Raw genomic sequence first — 16488 nt, forward strand, 5'->3', positions numbered from 1 at the left:
ACCTTGGAGGTCTCGGCGTGAAGGTCCTGTTCGCGATCGATGCGACCGACCACTGGCACGCGGCGGCGAAGGCCGTCGGCCGGTTCGTGGCGGCCGCCGGAGGCGAGGTCGCGATCCTCGCCGCGGTCCGCCGCGAGAAGGCCCGCAGGACCGCGCTCGAAGCCGCCCGTCGCCTCCTCGACCTTTCCGAAGGCGCGCTTTCGACGAAGATCCGCCGAGGCTTCCTCGAGACCGCGCTTGCGGAGGCCGCCCGCGAGGAGACGTTCGACCTCGTCGTCGTGCCGCCGCTCGGAATGCGCGACACCCTCACGGGCGGCCACCTGAGGAGCACGATCGCGCGGCGCGTCCACGCTTCGACCCTGCTTTTGCGCAGGGGTCGTGGACACCCGCGGCGGATCCTCGTCTGCACGCAGGGCCCGCTCCACGGCCTCGACAACCTCGAAGCCGCCTCGACGCTCGCGCGCGTCTTCGAGGCCGAGATCACGGTGCTCCACGTCGCAAGCGCGTTTCCGCTCACGGCGGAGGCGACGGCCGAGATGGAGCGTCTCACGGAGCATTTCCTCGAGACCGACACCCCCGAGGCGCGGCACCTTCGCGAGGTCGAGCAATCGCTTGCGCGGCGGGGGCTCGCGGGCCGGCTCAAGGTCCGCTTCGGCGTCGTCGTCGACGAGATCCTCGACGAGGTGGTCGAGGGGAAGCACGACCTCCTCGTCGTGGGGGCGCACCACCCGACGCGGGACGACTATCTCCTCGCGGACGTCACGGGGAACGTCGTTCGGGACAGCCCCGTCTCGACGCTCGTCGTGCGCAAGCGCGCGTGATCACGCGCGGCGGCGGGCGACGGCCGCGACGACCGCGAGGGCGGCGAGCGCCGCGACGGCCTCGAGGCCCGGGAGGCCCGTCTTCTTGTCGCCGTCGGGCTTGGGCGTCGGCTCCGTGGGACCCGTCGAGGGCTGCTTCGTGGGGTCCGTCGGAGGCGTCACGACCGGGGCCGACTTCACGACGATGACCCCGAACTCGACCTTGTCCATGCGGTCGCAGCCCGCGGTGCACTTCATCGTGTACGTGCCGGCCGCGCTGAAGGTGACCTGCCGGACGACCCACTCGGCCGGGTAGAGGTTCTCGCGGAACTCGAGGCCGCCGACGTCCATCGAGACGGCGTACGGATCCTTGAGGCCGCCCGTGCCGTCCTCGTGGACCTGGCCCGAGGCCTCGTCGTCGTGGCTCATGAAGCGGAAGGTGATCGGGAGGAAGCCCGAGGGGGGAAGCTCGACGACGCGCTGGAACGCCTCGAAGCCGGAGTCCGGCATCTGCATGACGTCGATCGAGACGGCATTCGCGGGCGCGGCGGGGATGGCCGTCGCGGGCCAGCCGTAGGTCGCGGAGGCGGCGTGCAGGACGCCGAGGCTCTCCTTGCCGGAGAGGGTCGCGTTGACCTTGAGGACGCTCGGCGCCTTCGTGCTGCCGACGAGGTAGACGAGGGAGCCGCTTTGCGCCTGCGGCCACGTGAAGCGGAGCGCGACGCCGATCTGGTCGCCCGAGGCGGCCGTCACGTTCGCGCCCGAGAGGGGGACCGTGAACGCGACCGGGGTGGCGCCGGGCATGTAGTTGCCGATCGACGCGGTGCCCGACATGTTGGCGACGATCTGGCCGTTCTTCGTGATGTTGGCCTGGAAGGGCGCCGAGTTCGGAATGCCGATGAGGGGAAGGGCGCCCTTGTTCAGGGCCGTGACCGAGAGCGCGGCCGAGCCGAAGGTGAACGCGCGCGCGGCCGTGAAATTCCAGTGGACCGCGCCGTTCGCGGGGGCCGTGATCTCGGTCGAGTTGCTGGCCGTCGGCGCGACCGGGCTCGTGGCGCCCGCGGCTCCGAGGTAGTACGTGAGGGTGGGCGTGAACGGGTCGTAGAGCGGGCCGGCACCGTGACCCTCGTGGCCGCCGTCGGCGGCGGCGAGGGGGGCGATCAGGAGCGCGATCGACAGGAGGAGCGCTGAGCGGGGTCCGCGCATGGCAACCACCCGGACAGCCGGCTCCCTCCCGTATGAACCTTCGCGTTTTGCTGTCGCGCCGATCACGTCAGGCGAAGCGGCTCAGGTCCGCGAAGGCCCGGATGCGCGCCTCGAGGTCCTTCGTCGCGACGCGGGCCAGACGGCCGACGCCGAACTCCTCGACGGCGAACGACGCGAGGGCGCTCCCGACGATGACCGCGCGGCGCAGGTCCTCGGGCTCCGCGCGGTTGACGCGCGCGAGGTGGCCGATGAAGCCGCCCGCGAAGGCGTCCCCCGCGCCTGTGGGGTCGTAGACCTCCTCGAGCGGATAGGCCGGGGCCGAGAACACCTGGTCGCGGTGGAAGAGGAGCGCGCCGTGCTCGCCCTTCTTGATGACCACGGTCTCGGGGCCGAGCTTCTGGACCGCGCGCGCGGCCTTCACGAGGTTCGCCTGGCCCGTGAGCTGGCGCGCCTCGGCGTCGTTGACGATGAAGGCGTCGACGTGCGTGAGGACACGCTCGAGGTCCGCGCGGCGACCTTCGATCCAGAAGTTCATCGTGTCGAGCACGGTGAAGCGAGGCCGCTCGACCTGCCGGAGCACCGAAGCCTGGAGCGCGGGGTCCACGTTCGCGAGGAAGACGAACGGCGTCGTCCGGAAGGGAAGCGGGACCTTCGGGTCGAAGTCCGCGAGGACGTTGAGGTGCGTCGCGAGCGTGTCGCGGCTGTTGAGATCGTAGTGGTAGCGACCGGACCAGCGGAACGTCCTGCCGCCCGGAACGATCTCGAGGCCCGCAAGGTCGACGCCGCGCTTCGCGAGGAACTCCGTCTCGGAGGGCGCGAGGTCGTCCCCCGCGACGCCCACGACGCGCACGGGCGCGAGGAGGCTCGCGGATGCGGCCGCGTACACGAGGCTCCCGCCGAGCACGTTCTCGGCGCGGCCGAAGGGCGTCTCGATGGTGTCGATGCCGACGCTTCCGACGATGAGGACCTGGGTCATGGCGCACCTTCCACGTTGAAGTAATCCGCTTCCGGATGATGAAGGACGAGGGCGGAGACGCTCGCCTCCGGATCCATCATGAAGCCTTCCGTGAGGCGCACGCCGATGTCCTCGGGGCGCAGGACGCGGAAGAGCTTCTCCTGGTCCGCGAGGTCCGGGCACGCCGGGTATCCGAACGAGTACCGGCAGCCGCGGTAGCGCTTCGCGAAGAGATCCTTCGGCCCGAGGCCCGGCGGGTCCGGGATGCCCCAGAGGTTGCGTAGCCGCTGGTGGAGGCGCTCCGCGAAGGCTTCGGCCGTCTCGAGCGCGAGGGCCTGGAACGCGTGCATCGCGAGGTAGTCCCCCGCGGCCTTGAGCGCCTCCGCGCGCTCGCGGACGCCGGGGCCCGCCGTGACGCAGAAGAGCGCGACGGAGTCGGGCTCGCCGCTCCCCACGGGTCGCACGAAATCGGAAAGGGCGCGGAAGGGCGCCGCGGGCTGCCGCTTGAAGGTGAACGACTCGAGCACCTTCTCCCCCGGCGCGTCCGGGTCGTAGAGAAAGAGCGTGTCGCCGTCCGAGTGCGCGGGCAGGAAGCGGTAGACGCCGTTCACGGTCATCCACCGCTCGGCGAGGATGCGCGCCTTGAGCGCCTCCACGGCGGCGTACAGCTTCTCGGCCTTCGCGTCGCCCGCCGCGCGCAGCTTCGCGACGTCGCCCTTGAGCCCCAGGTGCTTCGCGTAGAGCATAGCCGGATTCACGTACGGCCACACCGTCGCGGGATCGACGTCGCTCAGCACGTGCCGCGACCAGTCGGGCGGCCGCGGTCCGGGTTTCTCGTGCGAAAGCGCCGCGCCGCGCCGCGCGGAGGCCGCGGCGACCGGCGCCGCGCGCTTCGCGTCGTCCGCGCGCATCGCCTCCTGCTCGCGCGCGACGCGCTCGGCGAGGCCGGCCCGGTCGCCGCCCATGAGGCGGTTCGCGAGGTCGAGGCCCGTCATCGCGTCCTTCGCGTAGAACACCGGCTGCCCGTAGGCGGGCGCGATGCGCGTGCCGGTGAAGCGGTTCGTGAGCGCGGCGCCGCCGACAAGGAGCGGCACGGCGACGCCCGCGGCCTTGAGGTCGGCCGCGGTCGCCACCATCTGCTGCGCGCTCTTGACGAGAAGACCCGAAAGACCGATCGCGTCCGGATCGTGCTCGCGCGCCGCCCGGATGAGGTCCTCCGGCGGGACCTTGATGCCGAGATTCACGATTTCGTAGCCGTTGTTCGCGAGGATGATCTCCACGAGGTTCTTGCCGATGTCGTGGACGTCGCCCTTCACGGTCGCAAGGAGGATCTTCCCCTTGCGGGCGCCGTCCGCGCGCTCGAGATGCGGCTCGAGGTGACTCACCGCGGCCTTCATCGCCTCGGCGGACTGGAGCACCTCGGCGACGATGAGGCGGTTGTCGTTGAAGAGCCGGCCCACCTCGGCCATGCCCTCCATGAGCGGGCCGTTGATGATGTCGAGCGCTTTCGCGCCCTCGAGCGCGAGGTCGAGGTCCGCGGCGAGCCCTTCGCGCGTGCCTTCGACGATGTAGGCCGCAAGTCGCTTCTCGAGCGGCAGGTCCGCCTTCGCGGAAACCTTGACTTTCGCGACGCGGCCGCGGAAGTGGGCCGTGAAACGCGCCACGTTCTCGTCGGTGCCGCCCTCGAAGATGAGCGCCTCGGCGAGCGCGCGCTCCTCCTCGGGGATGGAGGCGTAGCGCTCGAGCTTCTCCGTGTTCACGATCGCGTACGTGAGGCCCGCCTGCACGCAGTGGTAGAGGAAGACCGAGTTCAGCACCTCGCGGCCCGCGGGCGGGAGGCCGAAGCTCACGTTCGAGATGCCGAGGATCGTGGAGCACGCGGGGAAACGCTCGGAGACGAGCCGCACGCCCTCGACGGTCTCGCGCGCGCTCGTGCGGTACGACGCCTCGCCCGTGCCGACGGGGAAGACGAGGGGATCGAAGATGATGTCCTCGGGCGGATATCCGTGCTTCTCGACGAGGAGCCGATAGGAGCGCTCCGCGACCTCGAGCTTGCGCGCGGCCGTGACGGCCATGCCCTGCGCCTTGTCCTCGTCGATGCAACCCACGACGACGGCCGCGCCGTAAGCCTTGAGGATCGGAACGATCGCGTCGAAGCGCTCCTCGCCGTCCTCGAGGTTGATCGAGTTCACGATCGACTTGCCCTGGGCTTGCTTGAGCGCGAGCTCGACGACCGCGGGGTCCGTGGAATCGATCATGAGCGGCGCCTTGACCTTGCGGACGAGCAGCGGGAGGAACGTGGCGACGTCCCGGGCCTCGTCGCGGTCGGGGTCCGCGAGGCAGACGTCGAGCACCTGGGCTCCGCCTTTCACCTGGGCGCGGCCGATCTCGCTTGCCTCCTCCCAGGCGCCCGCCGCGACGAGGTCCTTGAAGCGTCGGGATCCGATGACGTTCGTGCGCTCGCCGACGAGGACGGGACGGTTGTTCGGGTCCACCTCGAAGGCCTCGATGCCGCTCACGATGCGGCGCCGCCGCGTCGCGGGCGCGCGTGGCGCGCGGCCCTTCGCGAGACGCGCGATCTCGGCGATGTGGGCGGGCGTCGTCCCGCAGCATCCGCCGACGACGTTCAGCCACCCCTCGTCAAGGAAGCGCGCGAGCTTCCGCGCGAGCGATGCGGGCGTCTCGTCGTACTGGCCGCGCTCGTCGGGGAGGCCGGCGTTCGGATAGACGGTGACGGCGGTGCGCGCCTGCTCGGCGAGCGTGCGCAGGTGATCCGTCATGAACTCGGGCCCGGTCGCGCAGTTGAGGCCGACGCTCGCGGGGTCGAAGTGCTCGACCGCCGCGAGGAAGGCGTCGACGCCCTGTCCCGCGAGCATCGTGCCCGTGGGCTCGATGGTCGCGCTCAGCATGAGCGGGACGCGGAGGCCGAGCGCGCGCTCCGCGTCGCGGATGCCGAGGGCGGCGGCCTTGACGTTGAGCGTGTCCTGCGAGGTTTCGACGAGGAGCGCGTCGACGCCCCCTTCGAGGAGGCCGAGCGCCTGCTCGCGGTATCCCTCGCGCAGGGTGTCGAAGGTGGTTCCGCCCGTGACCGAGAGCGACTTCGTCGTGGGGCCGATGGATCCGGCGACGAAGCGCGGCTCGGCGGGCGTCGCGTACCGCGCGGCGGCCTCGCGGGCGATGCGCGCGGCTTCGCGGTTGATCTCGCGCGCCTTCGCCTCGAGCCCGTACTCGCCGAGCACGAGCGGCGTCGCGCCGAAGGTGTTCGTCTCGACGACGTCCGCGCCCGCGGCGAGGTAGGCCTCGTGGATCGCGCGGATCACGTCGGGCCGCGTGAGCACGAGGTTCTCGTTGCATCCTTCGAGGTGCGCGCCGCCGAAGTCCGCCGCGGAAAGGTCCGCGGCCTGGATCATCGTGCCCATGGCGCCGTCGAGGACGAGCACCCTGCGCGCGAGCGCTTCGCGGAGGTCCACGTCAGGCCTCCCGGGCCCTCCGCACGATCTCCGCGCCGAGCGCGTTGTCGTTGATCGGGAGCACGTGCAGCCCGACCTTCGTGCGGATGCCGCGCGCCTTGAGCCCGTCCTTGAGCGAGGCCACCGTCTCGGCGACGACTTCGACGGACTCCCAGCCGGGGTCCTTCGCGTCCTTGAGGCGCGCCTGGACGGCGGCGGGAACCTTCACGTGCGGGATCTGTGTATGCATGAATTCCATCGTGCGGAGCGTCTTGAGCGGCGCGACGCCGACGAGCACGGGGACGTCCGCGAGCATGTCCGCGCCTTCCTCGAGGAACTTCAGGACCGGGTCCGCGTCCCACGTGATCTGCGTCTGGAAGAACTGGACGCCCGCGTCGATCTTCGCGCGAGCGTAGTGGACCTCCTGGTTGCGCCACGGGATGAGCGGCGCGCCGACGAAGAAGTCGACGGGCGGCACGGACTTCGGAGGCTTGGGCGCGTTCAGGCGGTTCGAATACCGGCCGGCGGCCATGGTCACGTCGGGGATGAGGTAGCCCTTCGCGAGATAGTGCTTGAGGCCGTGGATGAGCTCGATCGCGTTCAGCGAGTCGACGCGCTTCTCCTCCGGGTAGTCGCCCTCTTTCGGGTGGTCGCCCGTCATGACGGCGACGTTGCGGAGGCCGAGGGCGTGCGCGCCGAAGAGCCAGCGCTGGATGCCGGGAAGCGTGTCGTCGCGGCACGTCACGTGCGGGATGACGTCCACGCCGAGGTCGAGGAGGAGATGCCCGAACGCCGCGGGGTCCACGCGCACGCGGGCGCTGGGATTGTTCGTGACGTTGAGCGCGGCGAGGTCGCCGATGCAGGGGAGGTTGCGGACATCGTCGATGTGCTTCGCGACGTCGGCGCCGCGCGGCGAGATGACCTCGTAGGTGATCGGGAAGCGGTCCGACCGGACGCGCTCGCTGAACGGGCGGACGCTCAACGCGCGCCCCCGAACCGCGTGAGATCCTCGACCTTGTCGAGGCGCTCCCACGGAAGGTCGAGGTCCGTGCGGCCGAAGTGGCCGTACGCCGCGACCTGGCGGTAGAGCGGGCGGCGGAGCCCGAGCGCGCGGATGAGGCCGCCGGGGCTGAAGTCGAAGGTCTTCCGCACGATCTTCTCGAGCTCCTCGTCCGTCGCCTTGCCGGTGCCGAACGTCTCGACGTTCACGCTCACGGGCTCATGGTGTCCGATCGAGTACGCGAGCTGGATCTGGCATCGCTTCGCGAGGCCGGCCGCCACAACGTTCTTCGCGGCCCATCGCGCGCCGTAGGCGGCCGAGCGGTCGACCTTCGTCGGGTCCTTGCCCGAGAACGCGCCGCCGCCGTGCGGGGCCGCGCCGCCGTACGTGTCGACGATGATCTTGCGGCCCGTGAGGCCGGTGTCGCCGTGCGGTCCGCCGATGACGAAGCGCCCGGTGTGGTTGATGTAGTATTCCGTGTTCGCGTCGAGGAAGCCCTCGGGCAGGTGGCCCGAGGCGACGTACTCCGCGATGACCGGCTCGACGACCTTCGCGCGGATCTCCCGGCGGAGGTTCTCCGTCGAGACCTCCTCGTCGTGCTGCTGCGCGACCACGATCGCGCGCGCGTGGACGGGCTTGCCGTCCTTCCATTCGACCGTGACCTGCGTCTTGCCGTCGGGGCGCAGGTGCTGGATGCGGCCCGATTTCCGGACCTCCGCGAGCTTGCGCGCGAGGCGGTGCGCGAGCTGGATCGGGAGCGGCATGAGCTCGGGCGTCTCGTCGGAGGCGTAGCCGAACATGAGGCCCTGGTCCCCGGCGCCGATGTCGCCCTCGCGCGAGACGCCCATCGCGATGTCGGGAGACTGCTTGTTGATCGTCGTGATCACGCTGCACGTCTCGGCGTCGAGGCCGTAGGCGCCCTTCGTGTAGCCGATGTCGCGCACGATCGAGCGCGCGAGCTGCGGAATGTCGACGTACGTCTTCGTCGTGATCTCGCCCGCGACAAGCACGAGGCCGGTCGCGGTGAGCGTCTCGCACGCGACGCGCCCTTCGGGGTCGTCCGCGAGGATCGCGTCGAGCACTCCGTCCGAGACCTGGTCCGCGATCTTGTCGGGGTGGCCTTCGGTGACGCTCTCGGAGGTGAAAAGGAAACGGGTCGCCATGGGATCCCTATCGGATGCTCCGGGATGGCGGCCCCGGCCATTAATAGGTTATGGCGATGGCCATACACGGCAGTAATCGGACGGAAACGAGGCCCTTTAGCCCCCGAGGCCCCTCGCGCGGCCCGTGCGACGCCGCGTCGACCTCCACACGCACAGCACCGCGAGCGACGGGACGCTCGCGCCCGCCGCCCTCGCGCGCGCCGCGGCCGACGCGGGCCTTGCGGCCTTCGCGCTCACGGACCACGACACGGCGGCGGGGCTCGCGGAAGCCGCCGACGCCGCGGGCGCGGCGGGCGTCGAGCTTGTGCCGGGCCTGGAGCTGAGCCTCGACGCGGGCCCCGGCGAGATGCACCTGCTCGCCTACTTCGTCGACCCCGACGAGCCGCGCCTCGCCCGAGCCCTGGAGGCGCTGCGACGCGGCCGCGAGGCGCGCGTGCCCCGCATCGTCGCGCGCCTCGCCGCGGAAGGCGTCGAGCTCACGGTCGAGGACGTCATGCGCGAGGCGGGCGGCGCCGAGAGCCTCGGTCGTCCCCACGTCGCGCGCGCCCTCGTCGCGCGCGGTCACGTCGCGACGGTCGCCGAGGCCTTCGACCGGTACCTCGCCGTCGGGCGCCCGGGCCACGTGCGCAAGCCTGAGCTGCGACCCGACGAGGCGATCCGGCTCGTGCGCGGCGCGGGCGGCGTCGCCGTCCTCGCGCACCCGTTCACGATCCCCGAGGCGTGGCGCGAGCGCGCGGTGCGCGGCCTCGCGAGGCTGGGCCTCGAGGGCCTCGAAATCGAGTACCCGAAGCACGACGCGGCCCTCCGCGCGACCCTCGCCGGCTGGGCGAAGGAGCTGGACCTCGTCGCGACGGGCGGAAGCGACTTCCACGGAACCTCGAAGCCCGACATCGCGCTCGGCACGGGCCGCGCGGGCAACGTCTCCGTCGACGCCGCGGCGCTCGACGCGCTCAAGGAACGGCGACCTTGACCCAGCCGCGGCCGACCACGTGGTCGACGACGCGGGCCGCGCACGCTTCCGCGTCCTCGACGTCCGTGTCGCACACGACGTCCGGCGCCTCGGGCTCCTCGTAGCCGGTATGGAGCGACGCGAGGTCCTTGACCTCGCCGCGCGCGGCTTTCGCGTAGAGCCCTTTCGGGTCGCGCTTCGCGGCCGTCTCGACGGTCGCCTTCACCCAGACCTCGGCGAAGGCCGGCGCGAGGGCCCGCGCGCGTCCGCGGTGCGCGCGCCGCGGGGAGACGGCGCCCACGACGGCGAAGACGCCGTGCCGCGCAAGGAGCGCGGCGACCCACGCGACGCGGCGCGTGTGCTCGTCCCGGTCCTCCTCGGTGTAGCCGAGGCGCGGCGAGAGCGCGCGGCGGATCTCGTCCCCGTCGAGGACCTCGACCTCGGCGCCCATCGCCCGGAGCTTGTCGGCGACGAGGCCGCCGATCGTGGTCTTCCCCGCGGCCTCGATGCCCGTGAGCCACACGACCGCGGCCGTCAGACGAGGGACACCCCCTCGAGCGAGGCGGGCTTGGGAAGACCCGCGAGGTCGAGCACAGTCGGGGCGACGTCGAGGATGTCCGCGGCGGGCGGCGCGACGAGGCGCGGTCCCGCGCGTCCCGCGTGGAGGATGCAGACGCCCCACGCGTCGTGGTTCGCGTCGTCCGTCCCCACCTCGGCCGTCTCGCTCACGAGCGACGCGTGTCCCACGGACTCGTGCGCGCGGTAGCGAAGGTTGCCGAGGTAGACGAGCAGGTCGGGGGCCTCCTTCGTCGCGGGGCCGCGGTACACGTCCTCGGGCTTGAGGACGCGGGTCCCCGGCGCGAGCGCGGCGAGGCGCGACGCGAGGTCGTCACGGAATGCCTCGTATTCGCCCGGCCTCACGCAGCCCTCGGGCTCGCGCCCCTTCAGGTTGACGAAGACGCGCGCGTAATAGCCGCCGAGCGCCCAGGCCTTCGTGCGCGACCAGTCGACGCTCGCCGGCGAGAAGCGCTCGACGCCCGAAGGCGCGCGCTTCAGCGCGAGAAGCCCCTCGGAGACGAGCCAGTCGTTGAGGTTGATCGCGCCGTCCATCGCGCGGGCGCCGTGGTCCGAGACGACGAGGACGGCGGTGTCGTTGTCGAGCTTCGCGAGGAAGTCGCCGAGCCGGCGATCGACGTGCGCGTAATAGTCCGCGATCGCGGTGCGGAAGGGCGAGTCGGGCTCGTGGAGCCGGTGGGCGGGGTCGTGGTGGCGCCAGAACCCGTGGTGGACGCGGTCCGTGCCGATCTCGACCATCGCGAAGAGGTCCCATTCGCGCGTCGTCGCGAGCCGCTCCGCGACGTCGAAGTGGCGGTCGAGCATCACGTGGAGCGCGTCGAGGAGCTCCGCGCGGTCGCGCGAGCGGAACCCCGACACGTCGAACGGATAATCGCCCCCCACGACCTCGCGCACCTCGTCCTCGACCGAGGGCGGATACGCGAAGGGCGCGCAGTCCGGCGTGAGAAGGCACGTCGTCATCACGCCGTTGACCTTCCGCGCGGGCCACGTCTGGGGCACGCCGTGGACGACGACCTTTCGGTTGGCCTCCCCGAAGAGATCCCACAGACGCGGCTCGGCCACGTGCGTCGCGTTCGCGACGTACTGGTCGTCGTACGTGCCTCGCCGCAGGTTGCGGAAGCCCGTGAAACCGAGCGCCCCCGGATTGCGGCCGCTCATCATCACGCTCCACGCGGGGACCGTGATCGGCGGATCCGTGGAGCGCATCGGGAGCGCGAGTCCGCCGCGCGCGAGGCGCGTCAGGTTCGGCATCGCGGGCGCGAGCTCCTCGAGAAGGCGCGGCGGCATCCCGTCGAGGCCGATCACGGCGACGCGCATCTCAGGCACCCGGCGGGGCGACGAGCTTCGGCGCGGGCGCGCTCAGGACGCGCGCCACCTCGGGCCGCATGATCTCGGGCGGAATCTCGCGTCCTTCGCGCAGAGCGGCGCGCACGCGGGTCCCCGAGAAGGGAATGCGCGCGGCTTCGCCGTGCGGGCACGTGCGCTCGCTTTCGACGCCTCCGCACGCCGGGCACCACCCGTGGTCGCCCGCGATCGCGAGCGGCTCGATCGCGAGGTCGGGGTAATCCTCGAAGGCCGCGATCGCCGCGCCCGGCGCGTAGAATCCGCCGACGCCCGCGTGGTCGCGGCCCACGATGAAATGCGTGCAGCCGAAGTTCTGCCGGAGGATCGCGTGGTGGACCGCCTCGCGCGGGCCCGCGTAGCGCATCGCGTAGGGCACCGGCGCGAAGAGGACGCGCTCCGCGGGGTACGCGGCCGCGAGCGCGGCCGCCCACGAGGCGAGGAGCATGTCGTCCGGGAAGTCGTCGGCCTTCTTCGGACCGAGCGCGGGCATCACGACGAGGCCGTCCACGAGCGAGAGCGCGACCTTGTGCACGAACTCGTGACCGCGGTGCGGCGGGTTGCGGGTCTGGTAGCCCGCGGCCGCGCGCCAACCGCGGCTTGCAAGCGCGGCGCGCACCTCGCGCGGCCCCGCGAACGGCGATCGGCGGGCGGCGAGGACGGGTCCCGAGACGAGGACGTCCCCGAAGGCCGCAAGCGCCGCGACGCCCGGATGTCGGGGGTCCTCGGTGCCGTAGAGGCCGCGCGCGAACGCGGCGCGATCGAAGGTCCATCGCGCCTCGACGTCGAGGACGGCGACGGGCGCGCCGCGCGCGTCCGCAAGGAGCGCCGTCGACCCCGGTTCGGGGGCGGTCTCGCGCGGCAGGTCGAGGACGATCGGGACGGTCCACGGCCGACCGGAGGCAAGGCGTCCTTCCGAAAGCACCGCCGCGAGGTCGCGCTCGCCCAGGAAGCCCCTGAGCGGGGAGAGCGCGCCGGTCGCGAACCCCTCGAGGTCGGGGAGCAGGCGGTCGGGGACGGCGAGGATCGGCAGGTCGCCTCGCGCGGCGGCCGCTTCGAGGCGGGCCGCGTCCACGACCCGTTCCACGAGCCGGCCGCCGTGCGGGGGTGCGGGAAGGCGGCTCATTCGATGTAGCCCAGGGCGCGCAGGCGCTCGACCACCGTGCCTTCGTCCCCCGCGAGCGTCTCGCGGGTCACGAAGACGATGAACTCGGTGACGCTCCTGAAGCCCGTGTTCTCGATGCGCTGCTCGACGTTTTTGTAGAGCTGCGTCGGAATGCTGATCGTCGTGTATTTACGCTCGAGGCTTTGACCACTGGCAACCAAGGCTGGATCCCTCCACGTCCCGTGGCGAGGGTGTCACGCACCCCTGCCGCAGGAGACAGGGGAAGACACCCCGGGGACACGGGAAGGCCATTTTGGTACAAGGACCGGAGCCGGGGCGCCCGGCCCCGTCCGGACCGTTGATGGATGTCACAGGCGGTAATCTTGTACAACCGTCACCGGGGTGACATTCCGCTAGAAGGGTGTGAGAAGCTTGATATCAGGCGCGCCTCACCGACCGTTCCCGCCCTCGGAGGCAAGAGGCATATGTTGAGGCAAGGGATCGTCAGGATCAGCGTGAGCGCCGTCCTCGCAGCGGCCGCCCAGGCCGCCCTCCCCGCGGAGGGCGCCGGGATGGCTGCGGTGGCGCTCGCGCTCTACCACCGTTTCGGGCCCGCGGACATCGTGGATACGCCGTCCCGCCGCCGGCTCCTCGCGCTCGTCGCGGAGCGACCCGGCATCGGGATCGCGGACGCGGCGCGCGTGCTCGGCGTGAACATCAAGACCATCGTGTACCATGCGCGCATCCTGCAGGGCGCCCGCGCGCTCGTGATGGCGCAGGACGCGTCGAAGCGCATCTACCTGTATCCGCCCGGCGGGCGTCCGAAGGACGGCGTCGTCGCCCCGGCCCTCCGGCAGGTGCTCGAGGCCGTCCGCCGCGCGCCCGGGCTTTCGCAGGCGTCGCTCGCCCGTCGCCTGGGCGCGCCGCGACCCACGGTCCGCCTCAGGCTCGAGCGGCTCGAGGCCGCGGGGCTCGTGCGCTCCAGGCCGCACGGGCTCCTGCGCATCTACGAGCCGACCGAACCCCCTCGCGGCGCCGACGGGCCGTTGCGGTGATCAGGCCTCGGCGACGCCCGCCGCCATGGCCATGATCGGGTACCGCAGGACCCAGGCCGTCTCCTCGAGGCCGGGTCGGCCGCAGGCGGTCATCCTCGGGCACTTGAGGCCGGTGAGCGCGGGCACCAGTCCCGCGCCACAGGCTTCGCATCGAAGTCTCCCCAGCATTTGGGCAACACCCAATCCGTGCTACGCCGTGGCACGGGCTTAAGTTTTGTGACACCCATCGGAACCCGAGCCGGAAGACCCAAGGACCGCTCGATGGACGACCGGACAGGCGCCGAGCGCCGGGTGATCCCATGTCCTACCGCCGATGTCTCGTCGCGACCGATTTCTCGCCGAACTGCGAAGCCGCCGCCCGGGCCTCCCGGAGCCTCGTCGAGGATCCGACCCTCGTCCGGATCGTCCACGTGCTGCCGGACCTCGTCTACGGACCCTACATGCCGATCCCCGACGAGGCCGTGATCGTGCAGTCGATGCGGCGGATGGAGAACGAGGCCTTCGCGCGCCTCGACGGGTTCGCCCGGGACGCGGGCCTCGAAGGCGCGACGACGCGCGTCCTGAGCGGATCGGTCGCGCGCGCCGTCACCCGCGAAAGCGACGCGATCGAGGCCGACCTCGTCGCGCTCGGGGCCGGCACCAAATCGCCGGTCGCGCGCTTCATCCTCGGGTCGAGCGCGAAGGCCATCCTGCGCTCCGTGCACGCGGACGTGCTCATCGTGCGCGCCGACGAGGCCGCGGCGTCCCGCGCGGAACCCTTCGAGCGCATCCTCGTGGCGACGGACTTCTCGCCCGCTTCCGCCGCCGCCGCGCGCCGCGCGGCCGAGCTCGCGGACGCGACCGGCGCCTCCATCGCGGTCACGCACGCGCTCGACCCCGCGGTGTGGGCGAGCATCATCCAGGCGCCCGACGTGCTCGCCGTCTCCGACACGACGGACGTCATGGACCGGGCGCGCCTCGAACGCGCGCTGCGGGCCGCGCTCACCAAGTTCAACGACGAGCACCTGGGCGGGCGCGCGGAGGAGATCCTCGCGTCGGGTCCCGCCGCGAAGGCCGTCGCGAAGGAGGCGGAGGACCGCGGCGTCGACCTCGTCGTCGTCGGGACGCACGGGCCGGGCATCGTCGAGCGCGCGCTCCTCGGCTCCGTCGCCGAGGGCATCGCGGTGAAGGCGCCCTGCTCCGTGCTCGTCGCGCGGGCCCGCGCGGGCGGCGAGGCCGGGGAGACGGAGCGCGTCCCCGCGCGCGCCTGACGTCGCGAGCGCGTCGGAGCCCCGTCGCCTTCATGGCCGAAGCGCGACATCCACGCCGCGTGCACCGCGCGGTCGCCTTCCTCCTCGTCGCGACGCTCCTCGCCGTCGCGCTGCCGTCCCGCGCGGGCGAAACGACCTACCCGGCGAACACGCCGTACGCCGTCGAGGAGCGCGGCGGCTGGCGCGTCGAGGTGTGGATGAACACCGCGCCCGGCAAGGACCGCCCCTTCAACGTCACGGTGCTCGTGTACGACGCGGCGACGCGCGCGCGGATCGAGCCGGCCGCGACGCTCGAAATCCTCCGGCCGAACCGCACCGCGCTCGCCTCCGTCGACGTTTCCGCCGGCGAGCGCATCGGGGTGCTCACGCGCCCCGACGCGGCGGGCACGCACACGATCCGCGTGGCGTTTACCGACACGGACGGACGCCACGACCTCGCGGTCGCGGTCGAGGTGAAGGCGTTCAAGGAGCGTCGCACGCCCGGGCTCGAAGGGCCCGCTGCCCTCGCCCTCGCGGCCGTCGTCGCGGCGGCGTCGGCAAGGCGCGTCCACCCCCGGCGTTGACGCCGCGCGGACCGGCCCGTTTCCCAAGCGAAAAGGTATTTAGGCCGCCACCCGTCCTACCGATCGAAGGTGACGTGTTGGACGTTCCCCGCGCGCTCGCGGATGGCCAGGCGTTCGTGAAGAACGCCGAGGAAGAGATGGACCGCAAGATCCTGCGCGAGGACCAGCTTTACTTCATCGACAACCAGGTCGAGGCGCTCGACACGTTCCTCGCGGACACCGAGGACCTCTCGCAGGAGAGCGCGGAGCTCGCGGCCCTGCGCGGTCAGCTGCGCGACCTCAAGGGCAAGCTCGAGAAGAAGAGCATGGAGTTCCTGACCTCGCAGGAGGGCAGCGAGCTCCCCGAGGACCTCCCGCCCGCGGAGATGGCGGAGGCCCTCGTCGGCTACGGACGAGACTTCATCAAGATGGCCGACGACGCGCTCAAGACCAACATCGGCAACATCGAACGCGTCTCCGAGTGGGAAGACCCGCTCAGCATGATCAACTCGTTCCTCGCGGACTCCGAGATCTACGTCCAGGAGCACCCGGACCTGCCCAAGGTGCGCAAGGAGCTGAAGTCGCGCAAGCGCGAGCTCCAGAAGCGCATCGCGGACGTCGTCGCGGCGTGGCGCGCGGCCGACCTCACGGGCGGCGACGAGGACGAGGACTGACGGAAACCTTCAAATCGGGCCCATTCTTTCCCCGCCCGTCGGGCTCGTGGTCTAGCGGTTATGACGCCTGTCTCACACACAGGCGGTCACCGGTTCGAATCCGGTCGAGCCCATGGAAGGGGGTGGCGCGCGAGGCGGGGCGCTCGACGAGCCTGCGTCGGCGCCTTGAGGCGCCTGCAGGCGCCGTCTGCGGGAAGGCCGAATCCTTCCCCCTCCTCGACCGCCCCCGCTCAATCTTCCCCAATCTTCTCGGGAGGTCTACCTTCCGATCGCACCTGAGCGAAGGCTCGCCGAGCGCGCGGCGGTGGGCGGAGGGCCCCACCGCAGCCGCGCGGGCCAGCGGAAACTCCGACGCAAACCCCGCTCGAACCGGCAAGCCGGACGTGCCGACGCGAGCCTATTCCCAAGGGAGCGCGCTCCGAA

Annotated in this window: 16 protein-coding genes and 1 tRNA gene; 7 read left to right on the forward strand and 10 right to left on the reverse strand. The window is 71.7% G+C overall.

Annotation, left to right across the window (positions count from 1 at the left end; all coding sequences use genetic code 11):
- Nucleotides 1-17: 17 nt before the first annotated feature.
- A complete protein-coding gene (locus VM889_01015; protein ID HVL47120.1) occupies nt 18-821 on the forward strand; it encodes a universal stress protein in 804 nt (267 codons plus the stop codon).
- Here the strand turns inward: VM889_01015 and VM889_01020 are convergent, their stop codons facing one another.
- From VM889_01020 to metK, 5 genes are read right to left on the reverse strand one after another with little or no spacing between them, the layout of a single operon-like run.
- Nucleotides 822-2015: a hypothetical protein gene (locus tag VM889_01020; protein HVL47121.1), complete on the reverse strand. Its 1194-nt coding sequence runs from the start codon at nt 2013-2015 to the stop codon at nt 822-824. It lies immediately after the preceding gene.
- A gap of 58 nt (nt 2016-2073) precedes the next feature.
- Nucleotides 2074-2982: a PfkB family carbohydrate kinase gene (locus VM889_01025; protein HVL47122.1), complete on the reverse strand. Its 909-nt coding sequence runs from the start codon at nt 2980-2982 to the stop codon at nt 2074-2076.
- Nucleotides 2979-6431: a methionine synthase gene (gene metH / locus VM889_01030; GenBank protein HVL47123.1), complete on the reverse strand. Its 3453-nt coding sequence runs from the start codon at nt 6429-6431 to the stop codon at nt 2979-2981. Before metH ends, VM889_01025 begins: the two co-directional genes overlap by 4 nt.
- A 1-nt stretch (nt 6432) precedes the next feature.
- Nucleotides 6433-7392, reverse strand: coding sequence for a methylenetetrahydrofolate reductase (locus VM889_01035; GenBank protein ID HVL47124.1), 960 nt, complete (start codon nt 7390-7392; stop codon nt 6433-6435).
- Entirely contained in the window at nt 7389-8573 is a 1185-nt protein-coding gene (gene metK / locus VM889_01040; protein ID HVL47125.1) for a methionine adenosyltransferase, read from the reverse strand. Before metK ends, VM889_01035 begins: the two co-directional genes overlap by 4 nt.
- Before the next feature lie 124 nt (nt 8574-8697).
- Between metK and VM889_01045 the strand changes: the two genes are divergently transcribed.
- Nucleotides 8698-9543 carry a PHP domain-containing protein gene (locus tag VM889_01045; protein HVL47126.1) on the forward strand — a complete coding sequence of 282 codons (846 nt, stop codon included), beginning with the start codon at nt 8698-8700 and terminating at the stop codon, nt 9541-9543.
- On the opposite strand, the gene cysC is transcribed toward VM889_01045, so the two are convergent.
- From cysC to VM889_01065, 4 genes are read right to left on the reverse strand one after another with little or no spacing between them, the layout of a single operon-like run.
- A complete protein-coding gene (cysC, locus tag VM889_01050; protein ID HVL47127.1) occupies nt 9524-10045 on the reverse strand; it encodes an adenylyl-sulfate kinase in 522 nt (173 codons plus the stop codon). The genes VM889_01045 and cysC overlap by 20 nt on opposite strands.
- 11 nt (nt 10046-10056) lie before the next feature.
- Complete coding sequence (locus VM889_01055) at nt 10057-11415, reverse strand: alkaline phosphatase family protein (GenBank protein HVL47128.1); 1359 nt, start codon at nt 11413-11415, stop codon at nt 10057-10059.
- A gap of 1 nt (nt 11416) precedes the next feature.
- A complete protein-coding gene (locus VM889_01060) occupies nt 11417-12565 on the reverse strand; it encodes a sulfate adenylyltransferase (protein HVL47129.1) in 1149 nt (382 codons plus the stop codon).
- Nucleotides 12562-12765: a CopG family transcriptional regulator gene (locus tag VM889_01065; protein HVL47130.1), complete on the reverse strand. Its 204-nt coding sequence runs from the start codon at nt 12763-12765 to the stop codon at nt 12562-12564. The genes VM889_01060 and VM889_01065 overlap by 4 nt, the downstream gene beginning before the upstream one ends.
- A 294-nt stretch (nt 12766-13059) precedes the next feature.
- On the opposite strand from VM889_01065, the gene VM889_01070 reads away from it, so the two are divergent.
- On the forward strand, nt 13060-13599 hold the full coding sequence (locus tag VM889_01070; GenBank protein ID HVL47131.1) for a winged helix-turn-helix transcriptional regulator: 540 nt from the start codon (nt 13060-13062) through the stop codon (nt 13597-13599).
- On the opposite strand, the gene VM889_01075 is transcribed toward VM889_01070, so the two are convergent.
- Entirely contained in the window at nt 13600-13725 is a 126-nt protein-coding gene (locus tag VM889_01075; GenBank protein ID HVL47132.1) for a hypothetical protein, read from the reverse strand.
- Nucleotides 13726-13898: 173 nt separating this feature from the next.
- Between VM889_01075 and VM889_01080 the strand changes: the two genes are divergently transcribed.
- The 4 genes from VM889_01080 (at nt 13899) to VM889_01095 (ending at nt 16178) form a co-directional block, all read left to right on the forward strand.
- Complete coding sequence (locus VM889_01080) at nt 13899-14849, forward strand: universal stress protein (GenBank protein HVL47133.1); 951 nt, start codon at nt 13899-13901, stop codon at nt 14847-14849.
- 59 nt (nt 14850-14908) lie between these two features.
- Nucleotides 14909-15412, forward strand: coding sequence for a hypothetical protein (locus VM889_01085; protein ID HVL47134.1), 504 nt, complete (start codon nt 14909-14911; stop codon nt 15410-15412).
- Nucleotides 15413-15489: 77 nt separating this feature from the next.
- Nucleotides 15490-16065, forward strand: a complete 576-nt coding sequence (locus VM889_01090) for a hypothetical protein (protein ID HVL47135.1) — start codon at nt 15490-15492, stop codon at nt 16063-16065.
- 40 nt (nt 16066-16105) lie between these two features.
- Nucleotides 16106-16178: transfer RNA gene (locus VM889_01095), tRNA-Val, on the forward strand.
- The last annotated feature ends 310 nt before the right edge of the window (nt 16179-16488 follow it).

This window comes from Candidatus Thermoplasmatota archaeon (assembly GCA_035540375.1).
GTDB lineage: Archaea > Thermoplasmatota > SW-10-69-26 > JACQPN01 > JAJPHT01 > DATLGO01.